Origin of the sequence: Aliiroseovarius crassostreae, assembly GCF_049803815.1 — a bacterium.
Taxonomy (GTDB): Bacteria; Pseudomonadota; Alphaproteobacteria; order Rhodobacterales; family Rhodobacteraceae; genus Aliiroseovarius; species Aliiroseovarius crassostreae_A.
This window is the reverse complement of record NZ_JBNAGI010000009.1, coordinates 23,916-44,868: the sequence shown is the minus strand read 5'-3', so window position 1 is coordinate 44,868 and position 20,953 is coordinate 23,916. Positions and strand designations below refer to the sequence as shown.

Sequence of the window (20,953 nt, the reverse complement as noted above, 5' to 3'; positions counted from 1 at the left end):
CATGTGCCTCACGTTTATCCCGAAACGCTTTGGGATCACCCCGCCGGCGCACCGGCGGGGCAGGGGTCTTGGTCGAATGGGCTTATTCGGCCGCGTCTTCATAGGCCTCCATCGGCGGGCAGGTGCAGACGAGGTTGCGGTCGCCATAGGCGTTGTCCACGCGGTTGACCGGCGACCAGTATTTGTCGACGCCCAGCGAACCTGCGGGGAAACAGGCCGCTTCGCGCGAATAGGGACGATCCCAATCGCCCACCAGGTCGCGCACCGTGTGCGGCGCATTCTTCAGCGGGTTGTTTTCCGCGTCGATCTTGCCGTCGATGATGTCCTGCGCTTCGGCCCGGATCGACAGCATGGCGTCACAGAAGCGGTCCAGCTCGTCCTTGGGTTCCGATTCGGTCGGTTCCACCATCAGCGTGCCCGCCACCGGCCAGGACATGGTCGGCGCGTGGAAGCCGCTGTCGACCAGACGTTTGGCCACATCATCCACCGTCACATGCGCCGCCTCGTCCAGCGGGCGGGTATCGAGGATGCATTCATGCGCCACACGGCCCGTTTCCGAGGTGTAGAGGATCGGGTAGGCATCCTTCAGACGCGCGGCGATATAGTTGGCGTTCAGGATCGCCACTTTGGTCGCCTGCGTCAGGCCAGCACCGCCCATCAACAGCACATAGGCCCAGCTGACCGGCAGGATCGAAGGCGAGCCATAGGGCGCAGCCGAAACCGGACCAATCGCGTCGTTCAATTCCGGGTGACCGGGCAGGTAGGGTTCGAGGTGCGAGCGCACGCCAATCGGACCCATGCCGGGGCCGCCCCCGCCATGCGGGATGCAGAAGGTTTTGTGCAGGTTCAGGTGCGAAACATCGCCGCCGATCTTGCCCGGCTGGGCCAAGCCGACCATGGCGTTCATATTGGCGCCGTCGATATAGACCTGCCCGCCATATTCATGGGTCAGATCGCAGACCTCTTGCACGGTTTCTTCGAACACGCCGTGGGTCGACGGATAGGTGATCATGCAGGCGGCCAGCTGTTCGGAATGCTCCGCGGCCTTGGCCTTGAAATCCGCCACGTCGATATTGCCGCTTTCATCCGCTTTCACCGGCACAACCTTATAGCCCACCATCTGCGCGGTGGCGGGGTTGGTGCCGTGGGCCGAGGTCGGGATCAGGCAGACATTGCGGTGCCCATCGCCACGGGCCTCGTGGTAGTTGCGGATGGTCAGAAGGCCGGCATATTCGCCCTGTGCGCCCGAATTCGGCTGCATCGAAATCGCGTCATAGCCGGTGATCTGGCACAGTTTGTCGCTGAGATCCGCGATCATTTCCTTATACCCAAGCGCCTGATCTTCCGGCACAAACGGGTGCAGGTTGGCAAATTCGGGCCAGGTGACCGGGATCATTTCGATCGTGGCATTCAGTTTCATGGTGCACGACCCCAGCGGGATCATTGCACGGTCCAGCGCCAGGTCACGGTCGGCCAAGCGGCGCATATAGCGGGTGATCTCGGCCTCGGCCCGGTTCTTGTGGAAGATCGGGTGGGTCAGATATTCGCTTTCACGCAGCGCATAGTCAGGCAGGCGATAGGCGCGGTTCTTCACGCTGTCGTCTTTTTTGTCGATACCAAAGGCACCCCAGACCGCTTCGATGGTTTCCGCGCGGGTCTGTTCGTCCAGCGAAATGCCGATCCGGTCGTTGCCCACTTTGCGCAGGTTCACGCCACGGGCCACGGCGGCCTCCATCACGGTTTTCTGCAGCGGGCCGACCTTGATGGTGATCGTGTCAAAGAACACGGCCGGATCCACCTTGAACCCGTGCTCTTCCAACCCGGCGGCGAGGCGCGAGGTCTTGCGGTGCACCGATTGGGCGATTGCCTTGATCCCGTCAGGGCCGTGATAAACCGCATACATCGACGCCATAACCGCCAGCAGCGCCTGTGCGGTACAGACGTTGGAGTTGGCTTTTTCGCGGCGGATGTGCTGTTCGCGGGTTTGCAGGGCCAGGCGATAGGCCTTGTTGCCGCGCGAGTCGATCGACACACCGATGATCCGGCCCGGCATCGAGCGTTTCAGCTTGTCGGTCGAGGCCATATAGGCGGCGTGCGGGCCGCCATAGCCCATCGGCACCCCAAAGCGCTGGGTCGAGCCAATGGCGATATCTGCGCCCATTTCGCCGGGCGATTTCAACAGCGCCAGCGCGAGGATGTCCGCGGCGACAATCGCGATGCCTTTGTGTTCGTGGATCGCTGCGATCTCGGCGGAATAGTCCCGCACATGGCCATAGGTGCCGGGGTATTGGAAGATCGCACCGAAATAGGCACCGGGGTCCAGCTCGTCCGGGTCGGCCACGGTCACATCAACGCCCAGCGGCTTGGCGCGGGTCTTGATCACTTCGATGGTTTGCGCGTGGCAGTTGCGGTCGACAAAGAAGGCCGAGGCGTTCGATTTCGACTTGCTGCCGCGTTTCGCCATGGCCATGGCTTCGGCCGCGGCGGTGGCTTCGTCCAGAAGCGAGGCATTGGCCACGGGCAGCCCGGTGAAATCCGACACCATGGTCTGGAAGTTCAAAAGCGCCTCAAGCCGACCTTGGGAAATCTCGGGCTGATAGGGCGTGTAAGCCGTGTACCAGGCCGGGTTTTCCAGGATGTTGCGCAGGATCGGCGCAGGGGTGGTGGTGCCGTAATAGCCCTGACCGATCAGCGAGGTTAGAACCTTGTTCTTATTCGCGATCTCTTTCATGTGGAACAGCGCGTCGCGTTCGGTCATCGCGTCGCCCCAATCCAGCGGGTCTTCCTGGCGGATGGCGGGCGGCACGGTGGCGTCGATCAGCTCGTCAAGCGTCTTGAAGCCGATGGTCTGCAGCATATCGGCCATCTCTTGCGGAGAGGGGCCAATGTGGCGGCGATTGGCGAAGTCATAGGCTTCGTAGTCGGTCAGTTTGAAGGCCATGCTATGATCCTTTGCGTGGGGTGGTGCCCCGCCGGTTGCACGCGGCGGGGAATTGGGGCAGGGGGTTTAGCCGATGAAGGCTTTGTAACCGTCCAGATCCATCAGATCGTCCAGCTGCGACGCGTCCGACAGTTTGATCTTGTAGATCCAGGCCGCGCTTTCCGGGCTTTCGTTCAGCGAACCGGGGTTGCCTTCCAGATCTTCGTTCACTTCAACCACAGTGCCGTCCACCGGGGCGTAGATTTCGGACGCGGCTTTCACCGATTCAATCACGCCGATCTCATCGCCTTTTTCGAAATCATCATCGGCTTCTTTCTGCTCGATGAACACCACTTCGCCCAGTTGGTCTGCGGCGTGTTGGGTGATGCCGATGGTGGCCGTGTCACCTTCAACGGTCAGCCATTCATGTTCTTCGGAGTAATAGGTGGTCATGTGACTCTCCTGCTTTTGCTTGGGTGCGATCTGGCGGATGCGCCGCGTCGCGATTTCACGTTTGAATTAGCGTTTGTAGTTCTGCTGGACGAAGGGCAGGGCAACGATTTCGGCCGGTTGCGCCTTGCCGCGGATGATCAGATTGACCTTTTCACCTGCTTCGCCATGTCCTTTGGCAACATAGCCCATGGCCACCGGACCACCAACCGTGGGGCCAAACCCGCCCGAGGTGATGGTGCCGATGGGGGTGCCCTCTGCGCATTGGATTTCCACACCCTGACGGGCGGGCGCGCGGCCTTCGGGCTTGATGCCAACCAATTTGCGTGCGGGGCCCTCAGTCAGTTCGCGCTGCACACGCTCTGCGCCCGGGAAACCGCCTTCTTCCTTGCGGCGTTTCTGGATCGCCCAGCCCAGCGACGCTTCGATCGGCGAGGTGTCATTGTCGATGTCATTGCCATAAAGGCAAAGACCGGCCTCAAGGCGGAGCGAGTCACGCGCGCCAAGGCCAGCCGGTTCACAATCTTCATGGGCGAGGAAGGCGCGGGCCACCTGTTCGGCTTTGTCTTCCGGGATCGAAATCTCGTACCCGTCTTCGCCGGTATACCCCAGACGCGAGATGCGGCACTCGACGCCGTTGATGTCGGCGACGGTGGTTTCCATGAATGTCAGGTCGCGGGCCGCAGGGCACAGCGCGCCCACCACGTCTTCGGCTTTCGGGCCTTGCACGGCCACCAGCGCGCGATCAAAGATCTCGATCACTTCAACGCCGTCCAGATGGGCCTTCATATGCGGGATGTCCTGGTGACGCATCGAGGCGTTGACCACCACAAAGAAATGATCCCCGGCATTGGACACGATCAGATCATCCATGATGCCGCCGTTTTGATTGGTGAAGAAACCGTAACGGGCCTTGCCCTCTTTCAGGGTCGCATAGGCCTGCGGGCAGATGGTTTCGAGCTTTTCGCCGATACCCTCGCCCTTCAGGATCACCTGACCCATGTGGCTGACGTCAAACAGAGCGGCCTTTTCGCGGCAATGCTTGTGTTCGCCCATGATCCCCATCGGGTATTGCACGGGCATATCCCAGCCGGCGAAATCAACCATCTTGCCGCCAAGTTCCACATGCAGGTCATAAAGCGGGGTGCGTTTGGGGGCATCGGTCATGTCAGTGCCTTTCCTTCGTGCAATGGCGGAGGGCCCGCCGGTGTTTTTTTAGGTTGGGTAGAGTGCCGCAAACCGGCACCCTTTGATTTTTGTTAAACCGTTTTGTGAAAACGATTTAGTCGCGCACTACGGTCACAGTGCAATGGGCGTTGCGCACCACGCGGGCCAGGTTCGGGCCGATTTCGTAATTCGGGAAATCGCCCTTGGACGAGGCAATGATGATGTGGTCGAAACCGTCCTTGTGGGCCAGCTTCAGGATCTCGCGATACACGCTGCCTTGCTCGATATGGATCGGAATATGCGACGCGTCATTTGCCTCAAAGATCGCTTCGATCTTGCCACGAACAAAGTCCTTTGCGCCAGAGCCATAGCCTTCGGGCAGGTTGGGCAGCTGGATGATCTCCGGTACCACTTCCACGGCGTGCAGTTCCGCGCCGTAAAACTTGGCCTGTTCCATCGCCAAAGGCAGGGCTTTTTTCCACGACCGATCATCGGTGTGATCAATGGTCAGAAGGATTTTCCTAGCCATGTTCATATCTCCGTATGAAATGTGGGAGAGAAGGGGGCCGGGTTACGGCCCCCCGGGTTTGGCTTATTCCGCAGCCTCGGACGAGGCCCCGCCTTGCGCCGCGAAATACTCGCGGGTCAGCTTCACGACGACCGGCGACAAGAGCGCCAGAGCGATCAGGTTCGGGATCGCCATCATCGCGTTCAGCGTATCTGCCAGAAGCCAGATGAAACCCAGATCAGCGGTGGCCCCGAAGTAGATCATCACGATCCACAGCACGCGGTAGGGCATCAGTGCGCGGGCGCCAAAGAAGAAGCCCACACATTTCTCGCCGTAGAACGACCAGCCAAGGATGGTGGTGAAGGCGAAGATCGACAGCGAAATGGCGATCAGCGATCCACCAATGCCCGGCAGCGAGGTTTCAAACGCCAGCGAGGTCAGCGCCGCGCCGCTTTCGCCCGAGGTCCAGGCCCCCGACGAGATGATCGCAAGACCCGTGATCGAACAGACGATGATCGTGTCGATGAACGTGCCCAGCATGGCGACCAGACCCTGGTTCACCGGGCTGTTGTTCGAGGCCGCCGCGTGGGCGATCGGTGCCGACCCCAGACCCGCTTCGTTCGAGAACACACCACGCGCCACACCAAAGCGGATCGCCGCCCAGACAGCGGCCCCCGCAAAACCACCGGTCGCAGCCGACGGGGTGAAGGCATAGGTGAAGACCATCGACAGGGCGTTGCCGATTTCACCGATATTGATCAGCAGCACCAGAAGACCGGCGATGATATAGCTCACCGCCATGAACGGCACCAGTTTCCCGGCAACCGCACCAATGCGCGAAATGCCACCCAGGATCACGGCAGCGGTCAGAACCATCAAGATCACACCGGTGACCGAAGTGTTCACGCCGAAGTTGCTGTCCAGCACCTGTGCCACACCGTTGGCCTGCACACCGTTGCCGATGCCAAAGGCCGCAACCGCGCCAAACAGCGCAAAGGCCGGGGCCAGCCAGTACCATTTCGCCGACAGTCCGTTTTTGATGTAATACATCGGGCCGCCCACAAAGTTGCCCAGCTCGTCGGTTTCACGGTATTTCACCGCGCAGACGGCTTCGGCATATTTGGTGGCCATACCCACCAGAGCGGTCATCCACATCCAAAAAAGCGCACCCGGACCACCAAGGAAAACCGCGGTGGCCACACCGGCGATGTTCCCGGTGCCGATGGTGGCCGACAGGGATGTCATCAGGGCGTTGAACGGGCTGATCTGCCCCTCACCTTGTGCTTCGCGCCCTTGAAAGAGCATCTTGAAGCCCATGCCAATCTTGAAAATCGGCATGAATTTCAACATGACCTGGAGCAAGAACCCCACCCCCAGAATCAGGACCAGCATCAGCGGCCCCCACACGACGCCATTGATGGCGCCCACAATATTATTCAACGCTTCCATGGTTTCCTCCCCATGATTTCTGCCCCCCGCGCAAGAAAATCGGCCTGACCCGACTGCGCGGTTTGTTCCTTCTTCATGTCGCTTTTGGGGGTCAGAGCGGCGTCTTTTCCCCTACGTCACATGAAGCGCGTTCCTTATAGGAAACTTTTCCATAATAGGCAACAAAAGTGTACAGATGTGCACATATCGGGATTTTGACATGTATAATGGGCGCAGATAAGCTTTGAGAAAACAGGGAGAAATGCGGACATGGAGTGGATTCCACGCGAGGAAAACCCCGCAAACACCGATGCTGAACAGGCCCCTGACGGGGAAATCCTCGGCAAAATGATTCGTGAAGCCCGCAAGGAAAAGGGGCTGACCCTGGAAGAGGCCGCAGGGGCCGCGGGCATTGGCCGATCCACACTGTCGAAGATCGAAAACAACCAGACCAAACCCAGTTTCGACATTATCCGCCGCCTGATGCAGACCCTGGAACTGGAAACGCCGCAGCTGTTTGTGCAATCCGCCAAATCGGATATCTCCGGCCGCCGTGATTTTACCCCCTCGGGCCAGGGTGAGCACAAGGAAACCCGCACCTATGACCATGAACTTCTGTGCAACGAGCTGACGTCAAAACGCATGGTGCCCTATATATCCACGATCAAGGCGCGCAAGCCGGCGGATTTTGACACCTGGGTGCGCCACAGTGGCGAAGAATTCATGTTTGTCCTGTCGGGCACCCTGACGCTTTACACCGAACATTACCGCCCGCTGCATATGGTGCCGGGGGACAGCGTCTATTACGACAGCGGCATGGGGCATGGTTGTGTCTCGACCAGTGACGAAGACGCCAAGGTGCTGTGGGTGTCGCTTCAGGGCTGATCCCATGTCATAGGCCCCTGTTTCGTATGCCAAGGGATGCCGTCAGACGCATCCTGCCTGCCTCTTGTCGGAACCTGCCGATTGCGGGACTGCAATTCTGCTAGTCTCCGCCAGAGTTTATGCGGAGGTGATCCATGGGAGAGTTGTGGGACGGGATGGTGCAGGCCTTCTGGCTGCTGGTCTCGCTTGACCGCGACTTGGTCGAGATCACCCTGCGCAGCCTGATGGTGACCTGTACCGCCGTGGTGATCGCCGCCGTCATTGCCCTGCCGCTTGGCGCGCTTTTGGCCGTGCGCCGCTTTCGCTTTCGCCGGATGACCATCGCCGTCCTGAACGCGCTGATGGGGCTGCCGCCGGTGGTGGTGGGGCTGATCGTCTATGTGATCTTCTCGCGCTCGGGGCCGCTGGGGGTGCTGGGCCTTCTGTTCACGCCCCCGGTCATGATCATCGCGCAGGTCATTATCATCGTGCCGCTGATGGCCTCGATCACCCAACAGGCCCTGCGCGAGCTGTGGTCCGATTACCGTGACCTGCTGATTTCGCTCAACACCACGCTGCCGCAACGGTTGGGGACCTTGTTGTGGGATGGGCGCCGCGCCCTTCTGACCGCAGCCCTCGCCGGGTTTGGCCGCGCGATTGGCGAGGTTGGCGCGATCATGGTGGTGGGTGGCAATATCGACCACCACACCCGCGTGCTGACCACCGCGATTGCGCTGGAAACCGGCAAGGGCGATTTCGCCATGGCGCTGGGGCTGGGCTTTATCCTGATCGGCCTCGCCATTGCCGTGAACATCGCGATCCACACCTTGTCACACACGGAACAGGAGGGCCGGTGGTGAGCATGTTTCCGATCGAAGCCCGCGGCCTGACCGTGCGCCGCCGGGGCCGCAATCTGATTGGCCCGCTCGACCTGACCCTGGACGGGCAGGGGGTCACCATCGTGATCGGCCCCAATGGGGCGGGCAAAACCACGCTTCTGCGCGCATTGCATGGGATCGAGCGGCTCAGCGGCGGAACGCTCGACTATGCCTGCCCCCGCGCAGACGCGCTCGCCGCGCAGGGATTTGTGTTTCAAACCCCGGTGATCATGCGCCGCAGCGTGCGCGAAAACATGGCCTATCCGCTTCAGCTACGTAAAACCCCCAAGGCAGAGATTGCTGCGCGGGTGGAAGAGGTCGCCGACCGGGTTGGGCTGAGCTTCGCGCTCAACCGACCGGCCCGCGTGTTGTCGGGGGGCGAACGCCAGAAACTCGCGCTTGGCCGCGCGCTCACCCTGCGGCCAGAGCTTCTGTTTCTCGATGAGCCCTGCGCCTCGCTCGATGGCCGCGCCACCCGCGAGATCGAAGAGGTGCTGGCCCATGAAATCTCGCGCGACCGTCGCATCATCATGTCGACCCACGATATGGGCCAGGCCCGTCGCCTCGCGCGGGATGTGCTCTTTGTCCACAAGGGCCAGATCGTCGAGGCCGCCCCCGCAGACCAGTTTTTCAACGCCCCGCAGACCGACGCGGCGCGGGCCTTCCTGAACGGAGATATTGTCGAATGAAACGCTTACTTGGGGCAGCTCTTGCCTTGGTTGCCTTTGCGGGTATGGCCCGCGCGGACGAGATGAAAATGGCGGTGACCACATCCTTCCACAATTCCGGTCTGGCCGAGGTGCTTTTGCCGGAAATCCAGAAGGATCTGGATCTGGAGGTGCAGTTGCTGGTCGTTGGCACCGGTCAGGCGCTGAAACTGGGGCGGGCAGGGGATGTGGATGCCATTTTGGTGCATTCGCGGTCGGCTGAGGAAACCTTTGTGGCCGAGGGTTATGGCCCGCACCGCCGCGAGATCATGTATAATGATTTTGTCGTAATCGGCCCGGCCACGGACCCGGCGGGGATCAAGGATGCCAGCGATGCCAAAGACGCGCTGGCCCGGATTGCCAAGACCGAAGCGCCCTTCGTCAGTCGCGGGGATGACAGCGGCACCCATAAAAAGGAACGCAGCCTGTGGGCCGACGCCGGTGTGGATCCTGCGGGCGATTGGTATCGCGAGGCAGGCGCAGGCATGGGCGCGTCCTTGAACACGGCGTCCGGCATGGGGGCCTATATCCTGTCGGACCGGGCCAGCTGGCTCAACTTTGCCAATAAGGCCGATCAGGCGCTTTTGTTCGCGGGCGACCCGGTGCTGTTCAACCAATATGCCTTCCTGCCGGTCAGTGTTGACCGCCACCCGCATGTGAAATCCGATCTGGTGGACAAGCTGGAAAGCTGGCTGGTGTCGGATCGCGCCAAGGCGCTGATTGATGGCTATCGCCTGTCGAGCGAGCAGCTTTTCACCTTCAACGCACAGTAAGTTCGCTCCGTTAAAGACAGAACCCTCCGGATCGCTTGCGATACGGTTCGCGCCCGCCCCGCCCCGTCAAACCGAAGGTTTGCTTTCGGGAAAACTGGCGGGCGCGAAAGCTCGAGGTTTCACCAAGCGCAATTCTTCGAATGGGTGACAGCCGAGCGCGATACTGTGCCCCGCCCTCGGGTCGGGCGAGAACCTTCTGTTGTGGCTATCGGCTCAGCGTCCGCGCCACCGCGTCCTGCCATTTGGCATAACGCGTGGCGCGGGTGTCCTCATCCATCGCGGGCGTAAAGCTTTGATCCAAGGCCCAGGTCGCGGCAAATCCCGCCTGATCCGGGTAGATCCCGGCGCGCATTCCGGCCAGCCACGCGGCCCCCAGGGCGGTGGTTTCCAGAACCGTGGGTCTGTCCACATCGGCCCCGGTGATGTCGGCCAGAAACTGCATGGTCCAGTTTGACGCGGTCATGCCGCCATCCACCCGCAGCTTGGCGGATCCGCCACAGCCCATATCGCCCTGCATCGCCAACAGAAGATCACGGGTCTGGTATCCCACCGCTTCCAGGGTCGCGCGGGCAAACTCGTTTGGGCCGGTGCCGCGCGTGAGGCCAAACACCGCGCCGCGACAGTCCGCATCCCAATAAGGCGCGCCCAGCCCGGTGAAGGCGGGCACAAGGATCACGTCTTGCTCCGGGTCGGCGGCCCTGGCCATCGCGCCGGTCTGGTCCGCGTCCTCAACAATGCCCAACCCGTCGCGCAACCATTGCACACCCGCGCCCGCGATAAAGATCGACCCTTCCAGCGCATAGGTCGGTGTGCCGTCGAGCTGATAGGCGATCGTGGTCAGCAGGCGGTTTTGCGACGCCACCGGCGCGTCCCCCGTGTTGATCAGCGCAAAACACCCCGTGCCATAGGTGGATTTCATCATGCCCGGTTCAAAACAGGCCTGCCCGACCGTGGCGGCCTGCTGGTCGCCTGCCACGCCGAGGATCGGGATTTCACCGCCCAGCAGCGTGGTGCTGCCAAACTCCGCCGCACAATCCTTGACCTCTGGCAAGAGCGACATGGGGATACCCAGAAGCGCGCAGATCTCGGCATCCCACGCCCCTTTGTGAATGTCATAAAGCATGGTGCGCGCGGCATTGGTGGCGTCGGTGGCGTGCACCCGCCCTTCGGTCAGCCGCCAGATGAGGAAGCTGTCCACCGTGCCAAAGGCCAGCTCACCCGCTTCGGCCCGTGCCCGTGCGCCTTCCACATTGTCCAGCATCCAGGCGATTTTTGTGGCGGAGAAATAGGGGTCGAGCAAAAGCCCGGTGCGCGCGGTGATCAACGCCTCATGCCCGTCCGCTTTCAGCTGGTTGCAGAAATCGGCGGTGCGGCGGTCTTGCCAGACAATGGCGTTCATGATCGGCGCGCCGGTGGCACGGTCCCAGATCAGCGTGGTTTCGCGCTGGTTGGTGATGCCGATGGCGGCAATCTCTTCGCCCTTCGCCACCTCGCTGCAGGTGGACAGAACCGAGGTCCAGATCTCTTCCGGGTCATGTTCAACCCAACCGGACGCGGGGAAATGTTGCGTGAACTCCTGTTGTGCCGATTTGCCGGGGCGCATCCCGGCGTCAAACAGGATCGCGCGGGAACTGGTGGTGCCCTGATCAATGGCGAGGATATGGGTCATTGTTGGCTCCTGTTGTCGCGCATCCAGGCGTTCACCGCCTCTCTCTGCGCCTTGGTCAGCCTAAGGCCAAGCTTTGTACGACGCCAGAGCACGTCCTCGCCGGTTCGGGCAAATTCCTGATCCCGCAGATAGGCAAGTTCCGCCGAGGTCAGATCTGCGCCGAAATCGTCGCCCAAATCCTCGCGGATTTGGGCCTTGCCCAGAAGGGCAAACGCGCGGGTTCCATATGTGGTGGCCAGCCGCATGGCCCATCGTTCCGTCAGGAATGGAAATTTTTTTTGCAGCTTTGCCGCCAGATCCGGCGCGCCGTCCCAGGGGAAATCCCCGCCGGGCATGGGCACACCCGCGGTCCAGTCCTCGCCCAGCCCCAGTTTGGTCACGGCATCCTCCGCCAGCCGCCGATAGGTGGTGATCTTGCCGCCAAACACCGACAGCAGCGGGGCGGCGTCCGAGTTCAGGGACAGCACATAATCACGGGTGGCGGCGGTGGCGGTATCGGCCCCGTCATCATAGAGTGGACGCACGCCGGAATAGGTCCAGACCACATCTTCGGGGCGCACCGGGGTTTCGAAATAATCCGATACGAAATCGCAAAGGTAGCTGATTTCAGCGTCCGAGCAGACCGGATCCCGCGCGTCGCCCTCGTGATCCACATCGGTGGTGCCGATCAGGGTGAAATCGCCCTCGTAAGGAATGGCAAACACAATCCGCCCGTCGCCGCCTTGCAGGATATAGGGCTGGTCGTGGTCAAAGATCTTCGGCACCACGATGTGACTGCCCCGCACCAGCCGGACCTTCTCGCGCGCGTTTTGCGCAAGTGTTCCGGTCAGCACATCTGCCACCCACGGCCCTGCGGCGTTCACAACGCGGCGGGCGAGGTGGGTTTGGGTCGTGCCGGTGTTGGTGTCTTCGGTGGTGATCTCCCAATGATCCGCGTGGCGGGTGGCACGTGTCACCTTGGTGCGGGTCAGGATCTGCGCCCCGCGATCGCGCGCATCCATCGCGTTCAGCACCACAAGCCGGGCATCCTGCACCCAGCAATCGGAATATTCAAACCCGCGTCGGTATTGCCCTTTCAGCGGTGCCCCCACCTTGTCTGCGGTTAAATCCACAACCCGCGTGGCGGGCAGGATCTTGCGCCCGCCCAGATGGTCATACATGAACAGGCCAATCCGCAACAGCCAGCGCGGGCGCAGCCCCTTGTGATGTGGCAGAACAAAGCGCATCGGCCAGGAAATATGCGGCATCGCCTGCAAAAGCACCTCGCGTTCGCGCAACGCTTCGCGCACCAGGCGGAACTCGTAGTATTCCAGATAGCGCAGCCCGCCGTGGAAAAGCTTTGACGACGCCGAACTGGTCGCCTGCGCCAGATCCCCCATCTCCGCCAGCGTCACCGACAGGCCCCGCCCCGCCGCATCGCGCGCAATGCCACAGCCGTTCACCCCGCCGCCGATCACAAAAAGATCCTGCATGTCCTGTTTCGCCATCTGTTGCGCCCTATGTTGGATCGGTTGTTGGATCGTGCCTGATCTGCCGCCATGGAAAATGTCACACGCTAACATCTCGCAGGGAAGGCCAAAGTCAAGCCTGCCTTTGCGTCGGGGCGGGTGGGGTGTCGCCCTTATGTGATGATGCGTCGGGTTTTCGCCCTTGTCCCTTGCGGGCAAAGCGGTCAAGGTTCGGCCATGTTGAAACCCGTCCTGCAAACCCTCGCCGCGCTGGCCCTGATCGGAGGCATCGCAAGCCCCCTATCCGCCGGGCAGGTCACGGTTTTTGCAGCGGCCAGCCTGAAGACCGCGCTGGAACAGATGGCGGCTGAGATTGAGGCCGCCACCGGGCATGAGTTGACGCTCTCTTTCGCCGGATCATCCGCGCTGGCGCGCCAGGTCGAATATGGTGCGCCTGCCGATATTTACATCTCGGCCAATCCGGGCTGGATGGATCACCTTGCGTCCAAGGGCCTGATTGATGCGGACAGTCGGGTGGACCTTGTGGGCAACCGTCTGGCACTGGTCGGGCAGGGGGCACCGGTTGAAATCTCGCCCGAGTTGGATCTGGCCGCGCGGCTGGGCGACGGGCGGTTGGCGATGGCGCTGGTCAACGCCGTGCCCGCCGGAATTTACGGCAAGGCGGCGCTGGACCATCTTGGGCTGTGGGCGTCGGTCAAGACGCAGGTGGCGCAGGCCGACAATGTGCGCGCGGCCCTTGCGCTGGTCGCACAGGGCGCGGCCCCTTTAGGCATCGTTTATGAAAGCGACGCGGTGGCCGATCCGCGCGTCACTGTGCTGGGCCTCTTCCCCGAAGACAGCCACCCGCCGATCCGCTACCCCGCCGCGCGCCTGACCTCATCCGGTCCCGCTGCTGCTGATGTGCTGAATTGGCTCGCCTCCCCCGCCGCCGAGGCCGGATTTGTCGCGGGCGGGTTCCAGGTGTTGGAGCGCGACAGGTGAGCTGGTTGGGCCCGGAAGAATGGCAGGCGGTGACACTGTCGTTGAAAGTGGCGTTCTGGGCCACGGTCTTTGCGCTACCGCCCGGCGTGGCCGTGGCGATGTTGCTGGCGCGCGGCAACTTTGTCGGCAAACAGATCCTGAACGGGCTGGTGCATTTGCCGCTGGTGCTGCCGCCGGTGGTGACCGGGTATCTGCTTTTGGTCGGGTTTGGCCCCAACGGGCCGCTTGGTGCGCCGCTGTCGATGCTGGGGATCAGCTTTGCCTTTCGCTGGACCGGGGCCGCCTTGGCCGCGGCGATCATGGGCTTTCCCCTGATGGTGCGCGCCATCCGCTTGTCGATCGAGGCGGTGGACCCGAAGCTTGAACAGGCCGCCAGCACCTTGGGGGCGTCTCGGTTTTGGGTGTTTGCAACCGTCACCCTGCCGCTGATCCTGCCCGGCATCCTGACCGGCGCAATCCTTGGCTTTGCCAAAGCGATGGGCGAGTTCGGCGCGACGATCACTTTTGTCTCAAACATTCCCGGCCAGACCCAAACCCTGCCCTCCGCCATCTACGCCTTCCTGCAGGTGCCGGGGGGCGAGGGCGCGGCCATTCGGTTGGTGATCATCTCAGTGGTGATTGCGATGACCGCGTTGATCGCGTCGGAGCTGCTCGCCCGCCGGGTCGCGAAACGGATCGGGGGTGAGGATGCTTGAGATTGCCCTGCACCACAAATTCGCAGCCAACCATGACCAGCCCGATCTGGATCTGACCTTCACTGCGCCCCCCGGCCTGACCGTGCTTTACGGCGCGTCGGGGTCGGGCAAGACATCTGTAATAAACGCGGTCGCCGGGTTGTTGCGCCCGGACCGGGGGCGGATTGCGGTGAAGGGGGTCGCGCTCTGTGACACGGATCAGGGCATCTGGCAGCCTGCCCATCAGCGGGGCTTGGGCTATGTCTTTCAGGAAGCGCGGCTGTTTCCGCATTTGACCGTGCGCCAGAACCTGAAATACGGCGCGTGGTTTGCGCGGGGCTGCCCGGCGGGGCCCGGCTTTGATCAGGTGGTGGATATGCTGGGCATTGGCCCGCTGCTGGATCGCCGCCCCGGCGCGCTGTCCGGCGGCGAAAAGCAACGGGTTGCGATTGGCCGGGCGCTTCTGGCGCGGCCTCGGCTGTTGCTGGCGGATGAACCGCTCGCTGCGCTGGACCCGGCCCGCAAGGCGGAAATCCTGCCCTATTTTGAACGGCTGCGCGACGAGGGGGTGTTGCCGATCCTCTATGTCTGCCATGCCCCGGAAGAGGTGGCGCGGCTGGCCACCACTGTTGTCGCGCTGGATCAGGGGCGGGTACAGCATATCGGCCCGGCGGAAGAGGTGCTGGCGAACCCCGATTTCACCCCGCAAGGCCCGCGCGCCGTGGGGGCGCTGTTGCAAGCCAGCATCGTGCGCCATCACGACGATGGGCTGAGCGAACTGGTCGTGGGTGGGCAACCCTTCTTCGTGCCACAGCTGGCGCAGGCCCCCGGCCATAGGTTGCGGCTGCGCATCGCGGCGCAGGACGTGATTCTGGCGCGCTCGGTGCCACGGGATATTTCTGCGCTGAACGTGCTGTCCGGCGCCGTTGAAGAAATTCGTCCCGGTAAGGGTCCCCAAAGCAAAGGCAGCGCTATAATTGCCATACGCACCCCGGCTGGCCGGGTTTTGGCGCGGATCACCCAGCGATCTCTGAAGGCGATGGGCCTGGAGCAGGGCCAACCCCTTCATGCCATCGTGAAAACCGTCGCCATCGCGCCGCAGGATATTGGGGCGTAAACTCAGACGCCGCTTTTCGGTGCCGGGCGCAGCAGGCCCAAGGGGGCCGCGCTATAGCTGTAGGTGGTGGTCACGCCGGGCGCCACAGCTGCCTCCCGTTTGGTCAGCGTGGTGATCGGCCCTGCGACCATGCCCAGAAACAAACCTGCAATTGCGATCTTGAGTGTTATGCGCGACATCTGCCTGCCCTCTTGTTGTTGATGGGGGCAGATGGCCAGAGGGACGTAAGACAAGCGATATCCGGGGGCTGATATCGGATAACAGCCTTGTTTTGCTGCGTTTTGTAACGATTCATCGCTGCCGTTGACTATGCACCGGTCCGGCCTTGGTGATCATCTCCATCGACAGGGTGTGGTCCATATTGCGCATCCGGTGGCGCAGCATTTGCCGGGTCAGGCGGGCCAGATTGGCGGCATGTTCGGGCCGTGCCGCCACGTTTTCCATTTCCCCCGCGCCGTGATGATCAAACAGCATGGGCGGCAGGTGGTCCGCCGCGAACTCGACCAGCGTGAACCGGTCGTCGCGCAGGATCGACAGGTTGGAGTTGCTGGCATCGGTGCCGAGCCGACGCTCCCACAGGGTCGGCGCGGTGGGGTCGGCAAAATCCAATTCCGAGACCGAATACTGCCGCCAGCCCACCGGCACATCCCCGGCGATCAATGGCAAAAGCGAGTGCCCGTCAACCGAGTTGGGAATGTCCTGCCCGACCCAGTCCAGAATGGTGGGTACCAGGTCGATGCTTTCGGTGGGCGCGGTCACTGCCTTACCCGCCGCCGCTTCATTGCCGGGAATGCGGATGATCAGCGGCGTGTGATAGGCGGCGTCATAAGGCGCGTATTTGCCCCACAGGTGATGATCCCCCAGCATCTCGCCATGATCGGCGGTGATGATCACCAGCGTATTGTCATATTGCCCGCTGTCTTTCAGAAACTGTATCACCCGTCCGATATGGTGATCCACCTCGGTCGCCAGCCCCAGGTAGACCGCGCGCAGGGTGCGGATCGTGTCATCTGTGGGCACCAGCCCCGGGAACCCTTCGATGCATTTCTCGACCGTGGCGTTGTCCTGTGCCGGGCCAAAAAACGCGTGCTGGGCGGCGTCATCCTCTGCCGTGTCGTGGCGCGTGGGCAGGGGTATATCAGCCGGATCATACATATCGTTATAGGGCGCGGGCGCGACCAGGGGCGGGTGCGGGCGAATATAGGTCAGATGGGCAAACCACCCTTCGCGCGCATAGGCGGGCATGAGGTCGAGAAAGCGGTCGGTCAGAAACGCCGTGTCGCTGTGTTCGGCCTTATACAATGCCGGGTCGTTCAGTTTCGGCGTGCCGCCCAAGGGGGACACCGGTTTGTAGACATCCCAGTAGGTGTCAAATTCATACCCGTGTCGGAGCAGATGCGATTGCCACGGCAAAGACACTTCCAGCCGCATCTCGACCATTTCCTGAAACCCGGCCATCGGGTATTCGTAACTTTGCACCGCCGGGTCATTTGGGTGATGCACCCGCGGGTCACCAGACGTGTCGGTATAGCCAAACAGCATCGGCAGATAGCCCGCCTTGCGCATTTCGCTGGCGATGGTCGGCGTGTCATGGCGCAAGGGCGTGCCATTGCGCACCGACCGGTGGTTCATCGCATATTGCCCGGTCAGGATCGACGCGCGGGATGGGCCGCAGGGGTTCACCACGGAGAAATGACGGTCAAACCGCACCGCCTCGCCCATGAAAGCGCGCAGATTGGGAAGATCCACATGATCGGCCAGCGCGCCAGTAATGCCGCTTGCAACACAATCTGCCCGCAGCTGATCGATAATGATGAAGAGCACATTTTTCTGATCGGTCATGGCGTCCTCCCGTGGTCTGATCTGACTTAGGCAAATTCCACGCGCCGGGTCCAGCGGCAATGGGGGTTTTTGACGGAAATTGTTATCCGCGCGTAGAAACACGGCAAAAAGTAACAATTTGGTTGCAAAGATGTGGGAAACTGTGGAGTGATTGTGGGAATCTGACCGAAAGAAGGCAAAATGACCCAAACCACGAGCCATTCCCATCGCGAGCTGGAGCTTCTGGATGCGCTGCGCCGCCTTGGGGGATCAGCGCGGTCGGCAGAATTGGCCCGCGTGTTGAATGTCTCGGAAGAAACCGTGCGCCGGGTGATCAAATCGCTGTCCAAGACCGGATCGGTGGAACGGGTGCATGGCGGGGCCTATCTGGTGGGCGGCGCGGGGGACCCGAGCTTTTTTCAACGCATGGCGCACCACCCGGAGGAAAAGCGGCAAATCGCCAAACAGGTCGCCAGGCAGATCCATGACAATATGACAGTGTTTCTGGACGTGGGATCCACCACCGCCTTTGTGGCGGAACGGCTGCGCAAACATACGGGTCTGACCGTTGTGACCAATTCGATTGGCATCGCGCAGACCATGCTGGGCACGCCGGACAATCGGGTGCATTTTCTGGGCGGCGAGATGAAAAGTGATGAACGCGGCACCTTTGGCGCGGTGGCCGAACGGCAGGCGCGCCGCTTTGTGTTTGACCTGTCGGTGCTCAGTGTTGATGGGCTGTCATCCAAGCGGGGGTTCCTCTTTGCCAACCCGGTTGAGGCCGCCCTGTCCGAAGTGGTGGCGGAGTGTTCCGACCGCGTGGTCGTTGGTCTGGATCACAACAAATATGGGGCCAAGGCCCCGCATCGCGGCATGGATCCGCACGCCATTGATCTGCTGGTGTCCGATCAGCCCCCCGATGCGGACATGACCCGTGCGCTGAACGCATGGGGGGTGGAGGTCATGATCGCGCCACCCGGAAAAAATGCGGGCAAGGCGGCGGCGAAAGCGGTCAAGGAAGAGGGCGTCTCATGACCGATCTGGTACATCTGACCCAACATGCCGAAGCCATGGCGCAAATCGCGGCCCGCACGGCCAATGCCCATTTTCGCGGGCGTTTGGGGATCGAATTCAAATCGGATGAAAGCCCGGTCACCCAGGCCGACCGCGCGGTCGAGGCAGAGCTGCGTGACTACCTCGCCGCCATGTTCCCGGATCATGGCATCTATGGCGAAGAAGAAGGGATCGACACAAAGGACAGTCGGCATCTTTGGGTGATTGACCCGATTGACGGCACGCGGTCTTTCCTGTCGGGCCACCCGCTGTTTGGGGTCCTTCTGGCGCATCTGATCGACGGGCAGCCCGAAATCGGTGTAATTGGCATGCCTGCGCTCGATGAGGTGCTGATCGGTGTGCGCGGGCAGGGGGCCCGGCTGAACGGGACCCCAATTCACGTGTCGGGTCAAACCGACCTGACCCGCGCCATTCTCTATATCAATGAGGGCGAGAAAATCTACCGTGACCACCCGCAGCTATTCGATCAGCTAACGCAAGCGGGTCAGACGCGGCGGATGGGATATGATTGCTACCCGCACGCGCTGGTGGCGATGGGCCATGTGGATGCGGTGGTGGATTATGACCTGCAACCCTACGATTTCCTCGCCGTGTCGGCGGTGATTGAGGCGGCGGGCGGCGTCATGACCGACTGGTCCGGCGCGCCCCTGACCATGGACAGCGACGGGCGGGTGATATCCGCCGCCACGCCGGAGTTGCACAGTCAAATGCTCGAACTGGTGAACACCTGATGGCGATCCTGAGCTTCCTCATAAGTCTGGCCGGGGCCACGATGCTGCTTTTGTTTGCGGTGCGCATGGTGCGCACGGGGATCGAGCGCAGTTTCGGCGCGTCTTTCCAGCGGATGATGACGGCCGAGCGCGGGCCGCTGTCAAACTCCGCCCTTGGGGTGGGCATGGCCACAGTGTTGCAAAGCTCGGCCGCTGTGGCGTTGCTGGCCACGGGGTTTGTGGCGGGGGGCTATCTGCAATTTCCCGCCGCGCTGGCGATCGTGCTGGGCGGCGATCTTGGCTCGGCGCTGGTCATTCAGATCCTGTCGTTCCAGCTGGATTGGCTGGTGCCGGTGCTGCTGGCCGTGGGCGGCTGGCTCTTCGTCAAGGTGGAAGAGCGCCGGTGGCGGCAGGCCGGGCGCATCCTGATGGGGGTGGCCTTCATCCTGATTTCCCTGCGCTTCCTGCGCGAAGCGATGGACCCGATCCGCGACAGCGCCTTTCTGCCCGCCATCGCAGACTACCTTGCCCGTGATTACCTGACCGCCTTTCTGGTCGGCGCGGCGCTGGCCTTTGTGATGCATTCCTCTGTCGCGGCGATCCTGATGTGCGTGACGCTGGTGCAAATCGGGGCGATCCCCTTTGCCGCCGGCCTGTCGCTGGTGTTGGGGGCCAATCTGGGCTCCGCTGTCATCCCGGTTTGGCTGACGCGCGGGATGGATGTGGCGGCGCAACGGGTGCCCTATGCCAACCTGCTCTTACGCGGTGTCTGGGCGGTGATGGCGCTGTTTGCCGTGAACCTTTTTCTGCGCTCGGGCGCAATGGTGGTGCCGGAAACCGGGCAGATGCTGGTCATGGCGCATATCCTATTCAACGCCGCGCTGGTTGTGCTCGCCATGCCCTTTGGCAAGATGATTGAGGCCAGCGCGCTGCGCTTCATGCCCGACCCGAAAACGCCGGGGAAAAACGGGGTGGATATCCGCCCGGCGTCCGCCTTGGACATCGAAAATATCGGCACCCCGGCACAGGTCATCGCCTGCCTGAAACAGGAACTTCTGCGCATGTCCGAAGTGATCGAGGTGATGTTTCGCCCGGCGCTGGAGCTTTACCGCGATGGCGACCCCGCCAAGATCCAGACCGTGCAGGCGCTGGATCACGAGGTGAACGCCTGCCTGACCGGCATCCGCGATTATGTCGCCGCCCTGCCCACAAAGGAGCTTGGCCGCGAAAATGTGAAAGCCGCGCGCGACCTGATGGAATACGCAATCCGGCTGGAAACGGCGGGGGATGTGGTGGCGAAACGGCTGTGCGTGCTGGCACAGGACCTGAACCGCAAACACGCCACGTTTTCCAAAGATGGCTGGGCGGAGCTTACGCGGATGCACGAGGCCATTCAGGCCAACCTGAAACTGGCGAGCAATATCCTTGTGTCCGACGATCTGGAAAGCGCGCGCATCCTGAGCCTTGAGAAGACCGAGGTGAAACGGGCCGAACGCAAAAGCCGCAAGAAACACCTGAAACGGCTGCAGATGGGCGAGGTGGCGAGTTTCGAGACGTCAGATATCCACCTCGAAACCCTGCGCGCGTTTCGCGAATTCAACAGCCATATCGCCGCCGTGGCCTATCCTTTGCTCTATAAACATGGCCAGCTTTTGGAAACGCGGCTGATCGAAGACATGCAGGCCGCCGGAGAGTGAGCCGCAATAATAAAGACGCGGGAACACCCGCAACGAACAATATGGG

19 protein-coding genes are annotated in these 20,953 nt (G+C 61.9%); 10 read left to right on the top strand and 9 right to left on the bottom strand.

Going from position 1 to position 20,953, the window contains the following annotated elements; all coding sequences use genetic code 11:
• Positions 1 to 82: 82 nt before the first annotated feature.
• The 5 genes from gcvP to ACP15V_RS16840 all read right to left on the bottom strand — a co-directional run bounded on the left by gcvP (position 83) and on the right by ACP15V_RS16840 (position 6,494).
• Positions 83 to 2,941 (bottom strand): aminomethyl-transferring glycine dehydrogenase, encoded by a 2,859-nt coding sequence (gcvP, locus tag ACP15V_RS16860; RefSeq protein WP_424944878.1) that lies wholly within the window; start codon positions 2,939 to 2,941, stop codon positions 83 to 85.
• Between the two features lie 66 nt (positions 2,942 to 3,007).
• Positions 3,008 to 3,373, bottom strand: a complete 366-nt coding sequence (gene gcvH / locus ACP15V_RS16855; protein ID WP_424944877.1) for a glycine cleavage system protein GcvH — start codon at positions 3,371 to 3,373, stop codon at positions 3,008 to 3,010.
• 66 nt (positions 3,374 to 3,439) lie between these two features.
• Positions 3,440 to 4,537, bottom strand: a complete 1,098-nt coding sequence (gcvT, locus tag ACP15V_RS16850; protein ID WP_424944876.1) for a glycine cleavage system aminomethyltransferase GcvT — start codon at positions 4,535 to 4,537, stop codon at positions 3,440 to 3,442.
• A gap of 115 nt (positions 4,538 to 4,652) precedes the next feature.
• Entirely contained in the window at positions 4,653 to 5,066 is a 414-nt protein-coding gene (locus tag ACP15V_RS16845; protein WP_424944875.1) for a universal stress protein, read from the bottom strand.
• 63 nt (positions 5,067 to 5,129) lie between these two features.
• A complete protein-coding gene (locus tag ACP15V_RS16840; protein ID WP_424944874.1) occupies positions 5,130 to 6,494 on the bottom strand; it encodes an alanine/glycine:cation symporter family protein in 1,365 nt (454 codons plus the stop codon).
• Between the two features lie 249 nt (positions 6,495 to 6,743).
• On the opposite strand from ACP15V_RS16840, the gene ACP15V_RS16835 reads away from it, so the two are divergent.
• The 4 genes from ACP15V_RS16835 (at position 6,744) to ACP15V_RS16820 (ending at position 9,695) form a co-directional block, all read left to right on the top strand.
• The gene (locus ACP15V_RS16835) at positions 6,744 to 7,358 is read left to right on the top strand and encodes a helix-turn-helix domain-containing protein (protein ID WP_424944873.1); all 615 of its coding nucleotides are present in this window, start codon (positions 6,744 to 6,746) and stop codon (positions 7,356 to 7,358) included.
• A gap of 134 nt (positions 7,359 to 7,492) precedes the next feature.
• On the top strand, positions 7,493 to 8,197 hold the full coding sequence (locus ACP15V_RS16830; protein WP_424944872.1) for an ABC transporter permease: 705 nt from the start codon (positions 7,493 to 7,495) through the stop codon (positions 8,195 to 8,197).
• Between the two features lie 2 nt (positions 8,198 to 8,199).
• Positions 8,200 to 8,904, top strand: coding sequence for an ATP-binding cassette domain-containing protein (locus ACP15V_RS16825; RefSeq protein ID WP_424944947.1), 705 nt, complete (start codon positions 8,200 to 8,202; stop codon positions 8,902 to 8,904).
• Positions 8,901 to 9,695 (top strand): substrate-binding domain-containing protein, encoded by a 795-nt coding sequence (locus ACP15V_RS16820; RefSeq protein WP_424944871.1) that lies wholly within the window; start codon positions 8,901 to 8,903, stop codon positions 9,693 to 9,695. The genes ACP15V_RS16825 and ACP15V_RS16820 overlap by 4 nt, the downstream gene beginning before the upstream one ends.
• Before the next feature lie 205 nt (positions 9,696 to 9,900).
• Here the strand turns inward: ACP15V_RS16820 and glpK are convergent, their stop codons facing one another.
• Both glpK and glpD read right to left on the bottom strand, forming a co-directional pair.
• The gene (glpK, locus tag ACP15V_RS16815) at positions 9,901 to 11,364 is read right to left on the bottom strand and encodes a glycerol kinase GlpK (protein WP_424944870.1); all 1,464 of its coding nucleotides are present in this window, start codon (positions 11,362 to 11,364) and stop codon (positions 9,901 to 9,903) included.
• Positions 11,361 to 12,851 carry a glycerol-3-phosphate dehydrogenase gene (gene glpD / locus ACP15V_RS16810; protein WP_424944869.1) on the bottom strand — a complete coding sequence of 497 codons (1,491 nt, stop codon included), beginning with the start codon at positions 12,849 to 12,851 and terminating at the stop codon, positions 11,361 to 11,363. Before glpD ends, glpK begins: the two co-directional genes overlap by 4 nt.
• 198 nt (positions 12,852 to 13,049) lie before the next feature.
• Between glpD and modA the strand changes: the two genes are divergently transcribed.
• Genes modA through modC form a run of 3 tightly spaced genes read left to right on the top strand, consistent with a single transcriptional unit; the run spans position 13,050 to position 15,605 of the window.
• Positions 13,050 to 13,814 (top strand): molybdate ABC transporter substrate-binding protein, encoded by a 765-nt coding sequence (modA, locus tag ACP15V_RS16805; RefSeq protein ID WP_424944868.1) that lies wholly within the window; start codon positions 13,050 to 13,052, stop codon positions 13,812 to 13,814.
• Positions 13,811 to 14,509: a molybdate ABC transporter permease subunit gene (gene modB / locus ACP15V_RS16800; RefSeq protein WP_424944867.1), complete on the top strand. Its 699-nt coding sequence runs from the start codon at positions 13,811 to 13,813 to the stop codon at positions 14,507 to 14,509. The genes modA and modB overlap by 4 nt, the downstream gene beginning before the upstream one ends.
• A complete protein-coding gene (gene modC / locus ACP15V_RS16795; protein WP_424944866.1) occupies positions 14,502 to 15,605 on the top strand; it encodes a molybdenum ABC transporter ATP-binding protein in 1,104 nt (367 codons plus the stop codon). The genes modB and modC overlap by 8 nt, the downstream gene beginning before the upstream one ends.
• A 2-nt stretch (positions 15,606 to 15,607) precedes the next feature.
• Here modC and ACP15V_RS16790 read toward each other — a convergent pair whose 3' ends face one another.
• Both ACP15V_RS16790 and ACP15V_RS16785 read right to left on the bottom strand, forming a co-directional pair.
• The gene (locus ACP15V_RS16790; RefSeq protein ID WP_424944865.1) at positions 15,608 to 15,784 is read right to left on the bottom strand and encodes a hypothetical protein; all 177 of its coding nucleotides are present in this window, start codon (positions 15,782 to 15,784) and stop codon (positions 15,608 to 15,610) included.
• A gap of 112 nt (positions 15,785 to 15,896) precedes the next feature.
• On the bottom strand, positions 15,897 to 17,447 hold the full coding sequence (locus ACP15V_RS16785; protein WP_424944864.1) for a sulfatase-like hydrolase/transferase: 1,551 nt from the start codon (positions 17,445 to 17,447) through the stop codon (positions 15,897 to 15,899).
• Between the two features lie 180 nt (positions 17,448 to 17,627).
• Between ACP15V_RS16785 and ACP15V_RS16780 the strand changes: the two genes are divergently transcribed.
• Genes ACP15V_RS16780 through ACP15V_RS16770 form a run of 3 tightly spaced genes read left to right on the top strand, consistent with a single transcriptional unit; the run spans position 17,628 to position 20,907 of the window.
• Positions 17,628 to 18,461: a DeoR/GlpR family DNA-binding transcription regulator gene (locus ACP15V_RS16780; RefSeq protein ID WP_424944863.1), complete on the top strand. Its 834-nt coding sequence runs from the start codon at positions 17,628 to 17,630 to the stop codon at positions 18,459 to 18,461.
• Positions 18,458 to 19,231 carry an inositol monophosphatase family protein gene (locus ACP15V_RS16775; RefSeq protein ID WP_424944862.1) on the top strand — a complete coding sequence of 258 codons (774 nt, stop codon included), beginning with the start codon at positions 18,458 to 18,460 and terminating at the stop codon, positions 19,229 to 19,231. The genes ACP15V_RS16780 and ACP15V_RS16775 overlap by 4 nt, the downstream gene beginning before the upstream one ends.
• Positions 19,231 to 20,907 carry a Na/Pi cotransporter family protein gene (locus ACP15V_RS16770; RefSeq protein ID WP_424944861.1) on the top strand — a complete coding sequence of 559 codons (1,677 nt, stop codon included), beginning with the start codon at positions 19,231 to 19,233 and terminating at the stop codon, positions 20,905 to 20,907. Before ACP15V_RS16775 ends, ACP15V_RS16770 begins: the two co-directional genes overlap by 1 nt.
• Positions 20,908 to 20,953 lie beyond the last annotated feature (46 nt).